The 16,376-nt window shown below is 42.3% G+C and carries 12 protein-coding genes and 2 pseudogenes; 7 read left to right on the forward strand and 7 right to left on the reverse strand.

The genetic code is table 11. The features are described from left to right. Positions 1–443: 443 nt before the first annotated feature. Positions 444–704, reverse strand: coding sequence for a chlororespiratory reduction protein 7 (locus RIG27_RS05975; RefSeq protein WP_446343330.1), 261 nt, complete (start codon positions 702–704; stop codon positions 444–446). Positions 705–866: 162 nt separating this feature from the next. Between RIG27_RS05975 and RIG27_RS05980 the strand changes: the two are divergent. Then, positions 867–1,142, forward strand: a pseudogene (locus RIG27_RS05980) (protein adenylyltransferase SelO family protein); the annotation flags it as partial. Positions 1,143–1,557: 415 nt separating this feature from the next. Here the strand turns inward: RIG27_RS05980 and RIG27_RS05985 are convergent. Then, positions 1,558–2,409, reverse strand: a pseudogene (locus RIG27_RS05985) (ATP-binding protein); the annotation flags it as partial. 4 nt (positions 2,410–2,413) lie between these two features. Between RIG27_RS05985 and RIG27_RS05990 the strand changes: the two are divergent. Together RIG27_RS05990 and RIG27_RS05995 are read left to right on the forward strand one after the other, a co-directional pair. Beyond that, positions 2,414–2,653, forward strand: coding sequence for a DNA methyltransferase (locus RIG27_RS05990; RefSeq protein ID WP_446343332.1), 240 nt, complete (start codon positions 2,414–2,416; stop codon positions 2,651–2,653). Continuing rightward, positions 2,560–2,805: a DNA methyltransferase gene (locus tag RIG27_RS05995; protein ID WP_446343334.1), complete on the forward strand. Its 246-nt coding sequence runs from the start codon at positions 2,560–2,562 to the stop codon at positions 2,803–2,805. The genes RIG27_RS05990 and RIG27_RS05995 overlap by 94 nt, the downstream gene beginning before the upstream one ends. 1 nt (position 2,806) lies before the next feature. Here RIG27_RS05995 and RIG27_RS06000 read toward each other — a convergent pair whose 3' ends face one another. Beyond that, the gene (locus tag RIG27_RS06000; RefSeq protein ID WP_446343352.1) at positions 2,807–3,325 is read right to left on the reverse strand and encodes a BglI family type II restriction endonuclease; all 519 of its coding nucleotides are present in this window, start codon (positions 3,323–3,325) and stop codon (positions 2,807–2,809) included. Between the two features lie 456 nt (positions 3,326–3,781). Here RIG27_RS06000 and alaS point away from each other — a divergent pair, with 456 nt between their 5' ends. From alaS to RIG27_RS06015, 3 genes are all read left to right on the forward strand, one after another. Further along, complete coding sequence (alaS, locus tag RIG27_RS06005; protein ID WP_446343336.1) at positions 3,782–6,415, forward strand: alanine--tRNA ligase; 2,634 nt, start codon at positions 3,782–3,784, stop codon at positions 6,413–6,415. A gap of 359 nt (positions 6,416–6,774) precedes the next feature. Beyond that, positions 6,775–8,103: an O-antigen ligase family protein gene (locus RIG27_RS06010; protein ID WP_446343338.1), complete on the forward strand. Its 1,329-nt coding sequence runs from the start codon at positions 6,775–6,777 to the stop codon at positions 8,101–8,103. Positions 8,104–8,117: 14 nt separating this feature from the next. Further along, on the forward strand, positions 8,118–9,284 hold the full coding sequence (locus RIG27_RS06015) for a glycosyltransferase family 4 protein (RefSeq protein WP_446343340.1): 1,167 nt from the start codon (positions 8,118–8,120) through the stop codon (positions 9,282–9,284). Positions 9,285–9,532: 248 nt separating this feature from the next. On the opposite strand, the gene RIG27_RS06020 is transcribed toward RIG27_RS06015, so the two are convergent. Genes RIG27_RS06020 through RIG27_RS06030 form a run of 3 tightly spaced genes read right to left on the reverse strand, consistent with a single transcriptional unit; the run spans position 9,533 to position 12,931 of the window. Further along, entirely contained in the window at positions 9,533–10,144 is a 612-nt protein-coding gene (locus tag RIG27_RS06020) for a hypothetical protein (protein WP_446343342.1), read from the reverse strand. After that, positions 10,141–12,078, reverse strand: coding sequence for an AAA family ATPase (locus RIG27_RS06025; protein WP_446343344.1), 1,938 nt, complete (start codon positions 12,076–12,078; stop codon positions 10,141–10,143). The genes RIG27_RS06020 and RIG27_RS06025 overlap by 4 nt, the downstream gene beginning before the upstream one ends. A 7-nt stretch (positions 12,079–12,085) precedes the next feature. Further along, on the reverse strand, positions 12,086–12,931 hold the full coding sequence (locus tag RIG27_RS06030) for a DNA-methyltransferase (RefSeq protein ID WP_446343346.1): 846 nt from the start codon (positions 12,929–12,931) through the stop codon (positions 12,086–12,088). Between the two features lie 387 nt (positions 12,932–13,318). On the opposite strand from RIG27_RS06030, the gene RIG27_RS06035 reads away from it, so the two are divergent. Continuing rightward, positions 13,319–15,304, forward strand: a complete 1,986-nt coding sequence (locus RIG27_RS06035) for a pentapeptide repeat-containing protein (RefSeq protein WP_446343348.1) — start codon at positions 13,319–13,321, stop codon at positions 15,302–15,304. 246 nt (positions 15,305–15,550) lie between these two features. On the opposite strand, the gene RIG27_RS06040 is transcribed toward RIG27_RS06035, so the two are convergent. Beyond that, positions 15,551–16,114, reverse strand: coding sequence for a protein adenylyltransferase SelO family protein (locus RIG27_RS06040; RefSeq protein WP_446343350.1), 564 nt, complete (start codon positions 16,112–16,114; stop codon positions 15,551–15,553). Positions 16,115–16,376: the final 262 nt, after the last annotated feature.

Here is a 16,376-nt window from a genome sequence, read left to right on the forward strand (position 1 = left end):
AATTGGGTTATCCATTTGTCTGTCTTCTCTCAGGGTTGGGAGGTTGTGAAGGCAATCTGAGTTTTAGCGATCGCGCTTCTCTGTCTCTGATTTTACCTGATTCATACTCCTCACTTCGACTTGTGTGTACACGGTAGCTACAAAGAGGGGGGAACGAGGGGGGTAGGGGGGTTAGGTTTGATATCGATTTTCCTAAATGGCGTGAAAAGTCAGAGTAATAATCGACCCGTGATATAGCATAACCCATCATTCAACCGTAACAATATCCGTCGAGACAACCGGGTCAGTGATGTAGAAAAATGCTTTTGCGAAATCAAATAATTTCTGAATTTATTGGCATAAAAAAACAAACCTGTCTATTACTGATAGTGTTTTAGAGATTCAGTTAAAAAAGTTAATTTTAAAGGAACTCCAGACGTTTAAGGTCGGGAGTTTTTTGGTCACTAGGGCTTTTCCAACCGCACGACATACCATTGCAAATACTCTCCTGGTTCCATATCCAATTCACAGGAGGTTTCCATTAAATACTTGCCTTGCTCCTCCACGGAGGAAAACTGCTGTAAATCACGGGGTAAAGTATCCTGCCGTGTTGCTAAAATAGCTTTGAGTTTTTCCAGTAACTCTTCAGGTGTGAGAAATTGCTCAGGTTGATTCGTTTCCAGAACAACATAAGCATCCTCTTGGTACATGATTGAATCGGGCATGGTTTATTCTAGGATTTAGTTCAACAGTTTTAAAGAGCGTTAATCACATCCACGGTAACTAGAATACCGCCAATGGGCTGTATTATCCACATAGCCTCGCTTCAGGGGACTATTATGAATAGACTCTCCTGCATTTAGCAATGATCCATAACCAACATCAATATGTTTCTCTCCCTGGAATACGAAAGAGCGTTAGAATCCCTAGGCTATGACTATTTTGATGAAGTCGCCGCCGCCGAATTTCTCTGTCATCACCTGCGGTTCCGTAATGACCAACTGCTGCCAATTTTAGGGTTAGACTCGCAAAGGGTGACAGATGCCGATTTTATCCAGGCGTTTGGTAAGTTTGTTGGCATACGACCCTTTTTAGCCTTGCGCTATCACGGGTATCAGTTTGGCGAATATAATTCCAGATTAGGAGATGGTCGCGGCTTTCTCTCTATGCATTACTCACATCTTTCTTAACATTAGCGAGATCGATCGCTCTCGCCCTCTCCAACCCCCATTCCTACATAGCCAATTCTCAATAAAACTTGATTTTTATCAAGAATGGTTTTTGGTTATTTGTCAAGCATAGTGGAATGAAACAATCCTGAAAGCCTTGTGAAACAAGGCTTTCAGGATTGTTAAGAAAGATGCGAGTAAGGGATAGGCTACAAGAGGGGGGAGGAGAGAGGATGTTTCACTTTTGTTGCACGGGAGAAGGGGAACCATTACTTCCAGACGCGCCAGGACAAGTCTCTATAAGGCTCCCCTCTTGTTCTTTTCTTTCTCCCCTCTCCCAAGCTTGGGAGAGGGGCTGGGGGTGAGGGCTGAAATAGTGGGCGCAAGGATGGTGCCCCTACCTCAACTATTATCCCTGTAACTCTGAAGCATCAACCAAAATCGGATTAACATCAAACCAAGACTCATCCTCATAATAATATTCAAACACCAGCCGACTGCGAATCAACAATTCATAACCCTGATCATCACTCACCCATTTCCGTTGCTGCACTTGTCGCAATAACTCCCACTGATTATCCGATATTCTCAATGTCATTTCATGGCGATATTGTCGAACTAATTTGTCCAGAGTCGGGCGCGACAAGGGAAACTTCCGTTCCTTTTTAATCCAATCATTCAATAACTTTAACAAATCGCGCACATGACCCCCACTCCGGTAGCAGAGATAGTCTAAGCTTTCCAAATTATCGAAAATTTCCGTACTGTTTTCCAGGCGTTCTTGTTCCGTTAAATCGGGAAATGCCCGGGCGAGAACCATCTGTCGCAGTAAACGGATTCCGGCTTGACAATCACTACCATCTTTTAACTGTACCGGAACCATGGGCAAGATTTTCGGTCGTTCGGGAAACCGTTGCGTCAATACCCCATAATCATCGGAGAACTTCAGCGCCAAGGGCATGGTATAAACGAGATGACAATGCAGCTTCGTTAAACATTCAGCCTGATCCACAAACAAATAGTCCTGCTGTGGACGTCCCCACGGTTTTGGGCTATTATCGATCCGATCCAGGTTATCGACAATCACGACTAACTCCTTTTTACCCTGTTGTTTCAGTTTTGCGATCGCAGGTTCGATCAGTTCCTGATTAATCACTTGCAACAGTTGAGTTTTCTGGGGTCCGAGGTACTGATTCAGCCGCTGTCGCATTGTCGCATCACTTTTCGTCTTCGCCGTGATTTCACCAATCCCAAACGCCATTTGTATGGAATATCTGAAGCACAACGAAATATATCTGGGTAGATCTGAGTGCAAAATGCTTGAAATTGAGCCAAACAGTGTGGCTCTGAGTTTTTGGTCACCTCCATACTTCGTAGGAAAGGATTACGAGAAGGAAGAGACGTTTGAGTCTTGGCAATCCTTGCTACGCCAAGTCATCCACAATCATTATCAAATATTAAAACCCGGTGGTTTTTTATCAGTGAAGAAAACGACCTCATTTTAGATCCTTTTATCGGGAGTGGCACAACAGCCGTAGCTGCTATTAAACATAATCGTAACTATATTGGTATTGAAAAAGAAGCTAAATATGTCAAATTAGCCAAGAAGCGTATTAGAGAGCTATCTTCTTTTCAGTTAGAGTTAAATCTTGTTTAATTTAACAATCAATTTCTCTAAATCTCCAAGAGTCTATTCGGCTGAGAATTTCAAAGCTTACTCGACAACGCCTTTTGCGGGGATCTTTTTTCGTCTCATCTTTACCCGGAAAAAATAAGTTAGGAAAATTCATCAAATAATTCGGTTGTTCGTGTAGCAAAAGACCATTGGGAACAGATGCAAAATTTATTCGACTCAAGGGCTGTCCTCCATCATCATTTCCTTCAAGAGATAGCATCCTGTAAACAGGCTTGAGGATGATGATGACAACGGGAACAATTAAACCATCACTCAAAATATAAATTGGCGGAAGACTACAGTGAAACGGATGGTTAGCGCGTTTACCAGTAGCCGTAATGACATCATTGCTAACGCCATCAGAAAACACCTCCCACCGCCCGCTTCCAGAAATTTGATTATGTGACATGACAGCATGATCTTGATCATCTCTAGGTCCCACTGACTTAATCTCAAGAAATAGCCAGCACGAATTTGTCACGTCATTTGTGATTTGAGAAATTCTATAGTTTTTCGGCTAATTCTTCTTGAGAAATACCAATCTCTTGTCTTAGCTGTCTCAAATTAGATGCAACAACTTGGTTAAGTCCCAAGAATCGTTTAACCATACATCATGGACAAGTTATTTGGCTGATCACTTATATCCGTGAAGCTTATCCAGATGCTACTTTTAAGTCTACAGACTATATGTAGCATAGGGGTTGACGGAACTAAAAAACTAAGTTATTAATACCCAACTTTAAATGCATAACAGCTTATCTGGGTGCAACCGAAACGATAGTCGTGAAACCCACCGCTACACAATCCAAACCGGGATGAGAACCAAAAATCCTGCAACAATCGATAACAAGTGTAAAAATGGATCACGATCGCACTGATAAACCTCGTTATCTCTAGGATGGGTAAGTCTAACGTCCAAAATCCGACCAATCCATTCCTAGTCTGTGAGTGAAACACCATGCCCAAATCTCCCAAATCCCTCAGCGGTAACCAAATCCGACAAAAATTCCTGGACTTCCACGAAAAACGGCAACACCAAGTTCTGCCGTCGGCTTCCTTAGTCCCCGAAGATCCCACCGTGTTACTCACCATCGCCGGGATGTTACCCTTTAAACCCATATTCCTGGGACAACGCCAGTCGGACTTTGCCCGCGCCACCACGTCGCAAAAATGTCTCCGCACCAATGATATTGAGAATGTGGGGCGCACGGCGCGACACCATACCTTCTTTGAAATGCTGGGCAATTTTAGCTTTGGCGACTATTTTAAAGAACAAGCGATCGCATGGGCATGGGAGTTATCGACACAAGTCTTTGCATTACCCCCAGAACGCCTGATAGTGAGTGTGTTTCGAGAGGATGACGAAGCCTTTGCCATCTGGCGGGATAAAATTGGTATCCCAGCTCATCGTATCCAGCGGATGGGAGAAGAAGATAACTTCTGGGCATCGGGTTCCACGGGTCCTTGTGGTCCTTGTTCAGAACTCTATTACGACTTCCACCCGGAAAAAGGGGACAAGGACATCGATTTAGAAGACGATACCCGGTTTATTGAGTACTATAACCTGGTGTTCATGCAATACAACCGGGATGCAGACGGGAATCTTACCCCCCTGCAAAATAAAAATATTGACACGGGGTTGGGATTAGAGAGGATGGCGCAAATCCTCCAGCAGGTTCCCAATAACTACGAAACCGACCTAATTTTCCCGATTATCAAGACGGCGGCTGAAATTGCTGGCATTGATTACGCTAAAAGTGACGAGAAAACCAAAGTATCCCTAAAAGTGATTGGGGATCACATTCGCGCCGTGGTTCATCTGATTGCTGATGGCGTTACCGCCTCGAATATTGGACGCGGCTATATCCTACGCCGTTTAATCCGGCGAGTGGTGCGCCATGGGCGATTAATTGGCATTCAAGGCGAGTTTACCACCCAAGTCGCCGAAACCGCGATCGCACTGGCTGAAGATGCTTATCCGAATGTGCGCGAACGGAATAATTCGATTCAAGCGGAATTGCAACGTGAAGAATCGCAATTCCTGAAAACTCTGGAACGGGGCGAGAAGTTATTGGCAGATATTCTGGCGCAAAAGCCTGATCTTATTTCTGGAACCGATGCCTTTACTCTCTATGATACCTACGGGTTCCCCTTAGAATTAACCCAAGAAATTGCCGAAGAACAAGGGATTCCTGTAGATTTGGCAGGCTTTGAAGTGGAAATGGAGAAGCAGCGCCAACGGGCAAGAGATGCCCATGAAACCATTGATTTGACGGTACAGGGAAGCTTGGATAAGTTGGCTGAACATATCCATGGCACCACCTTCTTGGGCTATAGTGAACCGCAATCTACTGCCAAAATTGAAGCCTTGTTAGTCGAAGGTCAAGCGGTAGAATCAGCTTCATCCGGTACGGAAATCCAGATTATTTTAGACCAAACCCCATTCTATGCCGAATCTGGGGGACAAATTGGCGATCGCGGTTATTTATCTGGCGATAATTTAGTGGTACGGATTGAAGATGTCAAAAAAGAATCCGACTTCTTTATCCATTTTGGTCGCGTGGAACGGGGAACTCTAAATCTGGGGGATACCGTTACCGCCCAAATTGACCGCGCCTGTCGCCGTCGTGCCCAAGCCAATCATACGGCGACTCATTTATTACAAGCGGCGCTGAAAAAGATTGTTGATCCGTCTATTTCCCAAGCGGGTTCTTTAGTGGCATTTGATCGGCTGCGGTTTGACTTCAATTGTTCCCGTTCCCTGACGTCAGAGGAATTGGTACAAATTGAGGAGCAAATTAATACCTGGATTGCCGAAGCCCACGGCGCAGATGTGGCGATTATGCCCCTAACAGACGCCAAGGCAAAAGGTGCGATCGCGATGTTTGGCGAAAAGTACGCTTCGGAGGTACGAGTGATTGATTTCCCTGGTGTTTCTATGGAACTCTGTGGGGGAACTCATGTGAATAACACGGCGGAAATTGGTGTGTTTAAAATTGTCTCTGAAACTGGGGTAGCTTCGGGGATTCGGCGCATCGAAGCTGTAGCGGGTCCGGCGGTATTGGATTATTTGAACCTACGGGATAAAGTGGTCAAAGAATTATGCGATCGCTTTAAAGTCAAACCCGAAGAAATCCCGGAACGCATTACCACTATCCAGAACGAACTCAAAGCGTCTCAGAAACAACTAGACGCCGTTAAACAAGAATTGGCATTAGCCAAATCTGATCAGTTATTAAGTCAAGCTGAATCCGTGGGTGAGTTCAAGGTTTTAGTCGCCAATCTGGGAGACATTGAACCCGACGCCCTGAAAACCGCAGCAGAACGACTCCAGCAAAAACTAGGAGAAAGTGCGGTTATTTTAGGTTCGGTTCCGACAGAAGGAAAAGTTAGTTTAGTCGCGGCGTTTAGTGCCAAAATCCACAAAGATAAGCAGCTACAAGCCGGTAAATTTATCGGTGGAATTGCCAAACTGTGCGGCGGTGGCGGTGGGGGGCGTCCCAACTTAGCCCAAGCTGGGGGAAAAGATTCCAGTAAGTTACCGGAAGCCTTGGATACGGCAAAACGTCAGTTAATTGAACAGTTGCAGTAATTATGTAGGGTGGGCAATGCCCACCTTTTTTGCAGTATGAATTAGGGCTTGCTGCACAAGCCTGAAACACTTACAAATAAAGGGTTAGGGGATGATTAAAGGTGCATCAGGTGCAAGGCGAAAGAAACCCATAAGCTGGAAATCCTGGTATTTTTCGAGGATGCTTAAGCAGAATCTTCCCCCATCAGGGGGTTGAAACTGTTAAGAGTTCCCTGTTAAGAGTTCCCTCCCCTCACCACAAAACTCCCTGAAGCAGACCCGAATTAGGTAATGTATAGTGGTGCATTACGGCAAGATTGAGATCAAAGGGATTACAATGACTCTAATCATACCTGAACCCATCCTACTAAAGGCTGAAAATGATTACTAAACCAAAACATATTATCATGAATATATGTTATGTAGGTTTACTAGTTTCATCTCTCCTGAGTCGGGTAAAATTTACTTATTTTAGTTCTTTTAATCTGAGTATTCATTATCTATTGCTTCCTTTATTTTCCACAGTATTAATTTTCTCAGACATCAAAACTCTAAAAGAATTTTGTATTTTTAACAAAAAAGTATTGGTAGCTATCGGATTATTATATATATGGATATGGATCTGTACATTTTTTAGCAACTTTCCCACCACTGCCCTAACTTACACGCTCAAATACAGCAATTATTTTTTGATATTCATTGCTTTTTTAAGACTAAACTTTACCCAACCAAAAAACATAAAATATTATTGCCTAACTCTATTAGTTTTAATCCAAGTCATAGCTATTTTAGGTTGGGTAGAAATATTCTTCCCCAAAATGTGGATGTTTAGACTTTTCAAATATCCCAGCTTCCATCCTCAGATTGGTTCAATCATGCAAAACCCAAATCAGTTTGGCGTTTTAATGGCGATAGGCGCGAGTTTGACTCTGATTCTATACCAGAAAAAAATTATTTCTACAATTTACTTATATATCAGCGAATTACTGTTGGTTATTTCCGTCGCCATTTCTACCAGCCGAAATGCATGGTTAGTGTTTATTTTAGGGTTAGTTCTACTTAGGGGAACAAAAATAATCAATAACATTAAGTTTATTTCCTTGTCTTTCTTGTTAATTATTTGCATTTTATTGTATCCCGCTGCTAATTATAAATTAGGATTCATGAATCCTAATTTATTTCCTTCATTTGAGCTATTGAATCAAAACTTTACCAACCAGAATTTCCTTAAGGCAAAAATAGCCAATCCTCAAACAACCATTAATCTAGTGAGTCAAAAGCAATCTCATCCGAGTTCCATTGAGACAAAAATATCAAATCCTCAAACCACAGCTTTGTCGAGATTAGCTTTATGGAAAGCTGCTATAATTGAAATGACTAAACAACCGATAACAGGCATAGGAATAGGCGTTTTTGCCGAACATATAGGAAAACAAGTGTTTGGTGTCAAAGGTTTTCACGCCCATAATATATTTTTAAATATAGGTACAGAACTGGGAATACCTGGATTACTAATGTTTATTGGTTTCTTGTTGAAAATAGCATCGGATCTCAAGCCGAGTAATTTTGTCACTGTCCCCATACTTCTATTTTTAGCATCGCAAATGCTTGACTTTTTCATTGAAGACTATACCTTTACAACGATTGAGCTGTATTTTTTATCCCTAGCAGTTATATCAGGAACAAACGTTGAACCAATGCTCAAATAAATTTGGATTTTACTATGACTCAACAACACCCATTGAACAAGAATCATTTCTATCTCATATTCCCTAATATCTTTGAATTTAAGGGAGGAGTGCAGGTTTATTCAGCTTTCTTGCTCAAATCATTACAAGAGTTATATCCGGATGCCAATTATGACATTTTTATAAAATATGATAAAAATGATTCAAAAAACCTGCAAAATCTCCAGTTTCTACCCCATACTAAATTTCACTATTTCGGACATTTTCCCCGATTGCTACAAACTCTACTTTTGGCAATTACAATAATTTTACAAGGCATTTGGCAGCGTCCAAGTTTAGTAGTATCTACCCATATCAACTATGCGATCGCTTGCTATATACTTCAACGAATAAATGGAGTCCCTTACTGGTTCATTGCTCATGGTATCGAGGTTTGGTCTACAGAAAGAAAATCCCACAAACTCGTATTACAGGGAGCCGAAAAAGTCATTGCTGTTAGTGAATATACACGACAGAGAATAATTAAAGAGCAAAATATTGATACGGATAAAATTCATATATTATTTAATACTTTTGATTCTAAACAATTTCAGATAAATCCTAAACCAAATTACTTACTACAACGGTATAATATAACCCCCAATCAACCGATAATATTAACAGTAGCTCGCCTAGGGCGTATGGCTAAGCATAAAGGCTACGATCAAATTCTCCATGCTTTAGTCAAAATTCGTCAGCATATTCCCAATATTCACTATATGCTCGCGGGTAAAGGTGATGATAGACCGAGGATTCAAACCTTAATTACCAGCTTAAACCTCGATGATTGCGTGACTTTGCCAGGATTTTTGACAGATGAGGAATTATGCGATCACTATAACCTTTGTGATGTGTTTGCTATGCCCAGTCAGGGGGAAGGCTTTGGCATTGTCTTTTTAGAAGCCTTAGCGTGTGGTAAACCTGTGTTAGCCGGTAATCAAGATGGTTCTGTTCAACCTCTGGCTAGTGGGGAATTAGGATGCTTAGTTGATCCCAATAATGTAGAGGATATTGCTACCAAACTCATTGAAATCATCCAAGGTAACTATACTAATAAGATGATTTACAATCCAGAATGGTTACGAGAAAGAACAATTGAATTGTTTGAATTGAATCAGTTTAAAACCCAACTCGCAGCCTTGTTGTCTTCTAATTTAAAATAAGCCCCGACACCCGCCAAGAACTCAAGTTCTTGGCTTATAGCTTAAGCCCATTAAAATGGACTAAAACTAGTGAAGTTTTCCTGAGGTTTTCCCAACCTACCGACTTTCCTCAAACGTCAAATACGAGTCTATAGGCTGGCACATTTTCCCATTCTAAAAAATTATCCCCCAAAACCGAAACCTTGTCAAGCGATCGCGCCGCTCATTTTAGATACAGATGAAACGGTCAGTAGTCAAACAAAAGTCACTCAACTGACTGACATGATAGACGCGATCGAGTCAACAAGATTTTGACGTTCTAACTCAGAAGCAATAAATGGTGCAACCTCTTGCAAAAACTCAAACGGAAATTTATTCTCACAATATCGCATCAGCCAATAAAATCTAGAATTTATAGTTTCCTCTTTGTTTAACTGTAAACGCTGAATAGTACTCTCGACTTTACTTCTAATCGATGGTTCTAGATTGAGACCAGGTTTGATGATTAAAGAAGGAAAATTCAAGATAAACCATCTATACTGAATCTGAAATGGATCTAAAACATCTTGAAAGTCTTTCTTTCTGGCATTCATCTTTAAACAGGATAGGCGGAAATTGCTCCACTCGTAGGCTAACTCCGGTTTAAAGGCTTTGGGAATAAAATGATCAACAGTGGGACTTCCTTCAGTTTCGGGAATCCATTGGGCAGAGTAAGCACAAACCCCGTTATAAGCTTTATAGAGATCCTTCAGCGAATTTCTCCAATATTCCCGATTGTCCCAATTTTTTGGGTAAGGGACTTGTTGTAAGAAATTCCTCCCTTTTGATCTAACTTTGCTTTCAAAATCTGTTGGTTCAGGTTTTTCTTGAACAGGAATCACAACGATGCTCCATGTTGCCTTGCAAAAAATAGCCACCGAGACCAGAATTCATCATCCTCGGCTAAGTATTTTCTCAGTTTATCTGAAACCTTCTGTACATCCTGTGAACTCGGATTTTCAGCTTCTTGTAGTGCTTTTGCGGCTTGTATAACCTGCTCTCCTTCAATAGAACGAGGTTGTCTAAGACCAAAAACATCTGATGTAAGCCAAGCATCAATTCGCCCTTGACGGATGAAGGGTAATTGAACCAAATCTACTTCGTTATTAATTAAGCCACTCTTAGCAAGATCTAGACGGAATAACTTATCTAATTTCTCATCGAATTTCGATTCCACAGATGCCATAATCATGGGAGAGTGGGTAGCAACCATCAGTTGCACTTGTAAGTCAGTAGCTAAATCTTCCCTAACATCCAATAAAGCTGATAAAATCACCCTTTGCCATTGTGGATGGAGGTGAGCTTCTAACTCATCAATTAAAATCACCATCTTTTTCTGTGGTTTTTTGCGAATCAGCTTGGATTGAATTTTATGTTCTTCCCATGCCCAGATAATCAGGTAGGCAAGTGTAATAACACGACGAACACCTGCTGAAGTATAAACGATGGGAACCGTGCCATAAGAATGGTCAATCGTTGGTATAGATCTAACATCGTAGGGAATTCTGACAGGTTCTCCTGGTTTTAAAATTCCCAAATCACTTTGTAAGGGGGGAGATAATCGTTCTAGAACTTTCTCAAGCGTACTGAATGGAGAGTTTTTAGGTCTACTTTGCCATTGAATCCAATCTTGAATTAAACCATTTATGAATGTAGTTCTTCGACCTCCAACTTCAATATTGCGCCCATCCCAAACTTCATCTTTGGTAAAAACAAATGGACGTGGATTTGTATCACTATCTCCAAGTTCTTGAATCGCTAGATATTCTTTAGCCGAGTCCCACACCGCAAAAGAGCCATCGACTTTCGCATACACGAGTAAACCAGGAATAGTCGGTCGCTGCTTAGGCGGTTTCCAGCTTTGAGTTTGCCAATCGTATGAGACTCTTATAGTTTCGGACTCAAAATCTCCAGAGATTTTAAATCCTATGACGGGTTCGTTTTTTCTAGAATTTAGCGTAGGATATGCCTGCAATCCTGCCCATTTACCAGTTAAAGCCCACCACGCACAATCAATCAGAAACGTTTTTCCTAGCCCATTGTCTCCAGTGATTAACGAAAGCCTTTTTCCGGGTTGAAAGATTAATCGTTTCGCAGGTCCTACTCCTTGGATTTCTAAGAGGTGTAGCGTTCCACCTTCTTCTGGATCAGAGTCAGGCGGTTTACCAATAATCACCTGTAAATCTCTTGAAGATATTTTTTTATTTTGAAACAACTTATCTAGCACAGTATCGTCAGGAATGGAAGCATCAAAAAGTGACTCCTTCTCCTGCTCTGTGATCAAAAAATCCGCAAAGAAAGTATCAAGAATATCTTGAGCTGTTGCATCTGAAGACCACTTTTTTTCTCTATATAACCATACAGCTAAATAAAAAGTTGGAATCAAACTCTCTCTTGATCGAGTTAAATGCTCGTGAAGTACTTGTACATAATTCGATTGCCATCCCCAGATATTAGTGTTTTTATCATGAATAAATGCATGAGCTAAATCCCCTCTCGTCCTTGTACTCTGAGAGCCTGAGCTAGCATAATTTGGTGAAAGCCAACGATTGCTTGGATTAGAAGTTTTGAAGACCTGGTAAGGGTGTTTAGAGGTTGGTTCCGGTTTGAAATACTCATGGAGGAACTCCGTCTCCCTTGCATTGATGGAAAATTGAATGGTATAACCAACTGGTAAACGGGCTTTTTTACACACTAGAAAGGTTATCCCATAAAAGGGATGAAGAGACTTGAGAGGCTCAAGAGATTCTTTGATTTGTTCTACCTTGAGAAACATATAGCCCTCAGAGACCACATAATGTATTAACCATGTAACTACAAAACTCAGGGTTTAAATCTATTCCAGTAGCAGATATTCCTGATTGTAGCGCCACTCTCAGGGTAGTTCCACCTCCAGCAAATGGATCGAGAACAACCCCATCGGCTGGACATCCAATATCAAGACATCTTTGAACCAACTCATCAGGGAATGGCGCCGTGTAGATGCCATTAGTTGGTTTAGGACGTGCAGCAATTGTCCACAGATCTTCCTCTTCTTCTTTTTCAAGCATTGAGCGATTGAAATAATAACGTCTGTTTTTAGCAAACATGAAGACATATTCATAGCTACGTCGAGGTCTATCTTTAACGGATTCAGGCAGACAATGTTTTCGATGCCAAATAATAGGACTGCGTAGAACCCAACCTCGCATTGTCATTTCAATAGCAACCCGCCAAGGCATCCCAATAATTGTTTTAGGTTGCAGCCCAATTCCTAAACCACCGCTTTTATCAACCGCTCTTAAACCAAATCGACGTTTACTGCTCTTGCGATCCCTTCCTTGAGATTTTCCTTTACCTGAATAATAGGTATCACCTAAGTTGAGGAAAAGGACTCCATCATCCTTCAGTACCCGCTTGACTTCATCCATGACAGAGGCGATTGCACTGACATAGCCTTCAACGGTTGTCTCTTGTCCAATTTGTTCCTCAACCCCATAATCACGTAACCAGTAGTATGGAGGAGATGTAATCACACAATTAAAATGATTACTTGGCAAATCCAATAGAACCGAGTGAGCGTCTCCTTGAAAAACACTCCATAAAATTCCATTTTTTGTTACATTACTCCATTTATCCAACCAAGGCATAAGGGAAACATTGTAGCCTAGCCTGATTAGTATAGTCAAGTTTACATCGGGAATCAAAGTGAGAGCAAAATACTATAGCCGACTTGATGCCCTTAGCGATCACGGATGTTTGAGCTGGACAGCAATCGCCCCATCAAAGCCAGACCAATCATGGGTTAATACAGACTGATAAACAAAACGCGCTCGCACAATGGCGTTCAGCAATTGATCAATTAGAGCAAATCCCCTCAGCTACCCTCACCGGACAAACCGCGAAAACCAAGTTCCTCGCTTATCAACGGGACTTTCAGCAAGTGGTTGGCTTTGCGGCGCTTATCAAACGAACTAAAATCTGGAGATGGGTAACCTAGTAAAATAATTGAACGAACTTTTAACAATGCGATCGCCTTGAACCCAATTCAATTCTTACACCCTTTCCCCAAGCGACTCCTCGGATTCCTGCTTACGTTTCTCCTCCTCCTCATCCCCCTCCCCGCCTTCGCAGCCACTCCAGAACGTCAACCGTTAACCCTGGAACTCCTGGAAGAACGCCTAGAATCCCCGATTCAAAGCGAAGGTGTTTCCACAATTGATATGCATCAGTTTGTTATTGACTTAACCAACGAGAATACAGACTTTCGGGATCAGTTCTACCAACACCTGCAAAGCAAGCTGACTCGTTCTCAAACCCCTCTCGCTTTAGACTTAAGTGAATCCTTGATTCAAGGAGAGTTTACGGCTAGCAAATTAGGCTTGCAAACCGCCCTCTCCCAAGCCACGTTACCTTCTTTGTTAACTGAACAGGAACAAGAAAAATTGGCAAAAGATTCCCGCTTTATTACCGAAGCCAGTGACCAATTTTCCTCAGTTACTGTCTTTCGGGGGACGCTTAAACTGAATCAAACTCGTCTAAGTGGTGCGATTAATTTTGCCAATACCTTCTTTCTGCAACGCTTAGAAGTCGCTGAGGCTGTGTTTATCCAGGAAGTCGATTGGTCGGGGAGTCGTTTTAGCCAATCTGTTGATTTTAGTAACACTACGTTTGGTCGAGATATTAACTTCAGCGGTGATACCTTCTTTGATAAAGCTGGATTTACTCAGGTGGAGTTTAAAGGTATAGCCAATTTTAGTCGGTCTACGTTTCATGGGACTGGGAATTTTAGTCAGGCGGAATTTGTCCAGCTTGCTAATTTTACCGGAAGCCAATGGCTAGAAGATGCCGATTTTTCCCAAGTGATTTGGCGCGATCGCACGTTGTTAAGTAAGAGTCGGTTTACTCAGTCGTTGTTACTCACCGAGGCGACGTGGGAAAAATCCACTAGCTTTCGAGGAAGTCAGTTTCAGCAACCGATTTCAATGCGGGATGCAAGTCTACTGGATCAACTGGATTTCAGTAATACCCGCTTTTCCCCTAATGCTTATGTTAAAGTCGCTGGGATGACCTTTGACTCCGACCAAGCTAAAATTTTTGGTGATGCGGGTCATGTGGGACAAATTCTATCCGTTCCCCAACTTGAAGGGAATGAAGATGTACTGCGGAATTTAGTCCGCAACTTTCGCGAACAAGAACAAATTCCCGATGCGAATTCCTTAGATTATCTCCGGGAACGATTACGACGAGAACAACTGTGGGGGCGTTTACTGGGTAGCATTCTCCAGTTAATGGGTCGCGAGGATATCACTGTGCGATCGCGCCATTGGCTAATTGATGCTCTGCACTGGGCGAAATTGAGTTTACTGCTACTATTAAGTGCCGATGGTACCAGTTTTGGCTTAGTGTTCGGCGTGGGAATGATTGCGATCGCGTATTTCGGATTGCTGTTTTGGTTGCTTGACCGTTGGCGGCGACGTTACCCTAAACCGATTCTACCCACCTCTATAGAAACAGTTTACATGGTGGGGAGTGGGGCGGCGGCTACTGTGGGCGGTGCGATCGCGATTTTTCAAACCAGTGAACAACCCTGGCTGACGCTATTGTGTTTGGCGGGACTTCTGTTTCCGATACCCCTATTGCTGGTGTGGCGACTGTATCGTCAAGGGCGTTATCATGATATGCTCAATATCACCTATTTTGTCGAAGATGGGGGGATGCGGCAATTACGCCTGCTGATTGGACGCCTCCCGGTTATGCCTCGGTTTGGCTTTTTCCGCGATCGCTATATGCCGATTCTTTGGGATCGCCGCTGGAATTGGCTGAATTATTATGACTTTAGTTTTAATAATTTACTCAAGTTTGGCTTTAATGATATTCGCTTGAGAGATGAACATATTCCCGGTATTATTAGTACATTGGCGTGGTATCAGTGGGGTTTGGGTCTTGCTTATATTGCCCTGTTATTATGGACACTTTCTCGTACTATTCCAGGGCTGAATTTATTGATTTATTTGAAATAATAACACTGATTTCAGCCCTTACATAAACCTAGTGCAGCGCGGCAGAAATAACTGACCAGTTAACAAGCTCCCTAAAAGCAGCTAAGCTGTTCGGCATTTAAACCTTAATGTTAATAATCGCGAAATCCCTGTAGTGCGAGCATCTTGCTCGCTACCCATTCTGCCTTCGTACTTCTGCCTTCTTGTACTAGGCTAAACGCCGAGCTCGGTTTCATCACTTCGACAAAGCTCAGTGACCTCCCTCGGTTAAAACGCGAGGGAGCCTGCACCATTGCTATTCTGTAAGCGTCTCACCAACTCATCAAACGGTTGCCAATTATCGTCGCGATCGATAGCTGCCCAAACCTCTTCAATAATCGGTCGTAGCAATGCAGTTTTCGGATTCTTCTCCTGTAACCGCTCAGCCATTTTCGCCAACTCATCCGTTGACAAATCCTGCAAAATATGATGATATAATTCGCGCCAAGTAGCTAACAACACTTGCTGTTCAGCCGACTGGCAAAATGAGACCTGATCAAAAATTTGTGAGACATCATCGCGCCAACTCGGGTGAAACTGCTGGGTTAATTCGGTGAAGAAGGCATGATATCCTACCTGAGTTTCCTTTAACAACTCAATCGTCCTTTTCAATAACTCATTCCCTTGTGATTCATTCACTTGCTCAAATCCCAGCTTATTTAGCATTAACTGCCGATAAGCCTGATAATAGTGTTCCTCATAAGCCGCTAACCCAGCTTCCATATCAGCAACCGGAATCACCATGCCTAACGGTTGCTGCAACATTTCCAAATTCAACCGACAAATGCTCATCGACCATCCGCCCCCCTAGAATAGCAGGGGGTTTTCAAAGTCCGGGGGAATCTTTAAAAGAAAAGTGAACTTTTTCCGGTAAAATTAAGAAAAGCTCACTTTTTTCAATTTCAAAAAAATCATGCTTACTCGCATAATTGAAGAATTCAAAAAAGTCAAGGATTTTCGCAACAAGCGAGGCAAACGGCACGAATTATGGGTGGTTTGCATTAAGGAATCGCCGAAACCTTTGATAGAGCGTAGGTTGGGTTTCGACTTCGCA

This window comes from Coleofasciculus sp. F4-SAH-05 (assembly GCF_040222985.1).
Classification (GTDB): Bacteria; Cyanobacteriota; Cyanobacteriia; order Cyanobacteriales; family Coleofasciculaceae; genus Coleofasciculus; species Coleofasciculus chthonoplastes.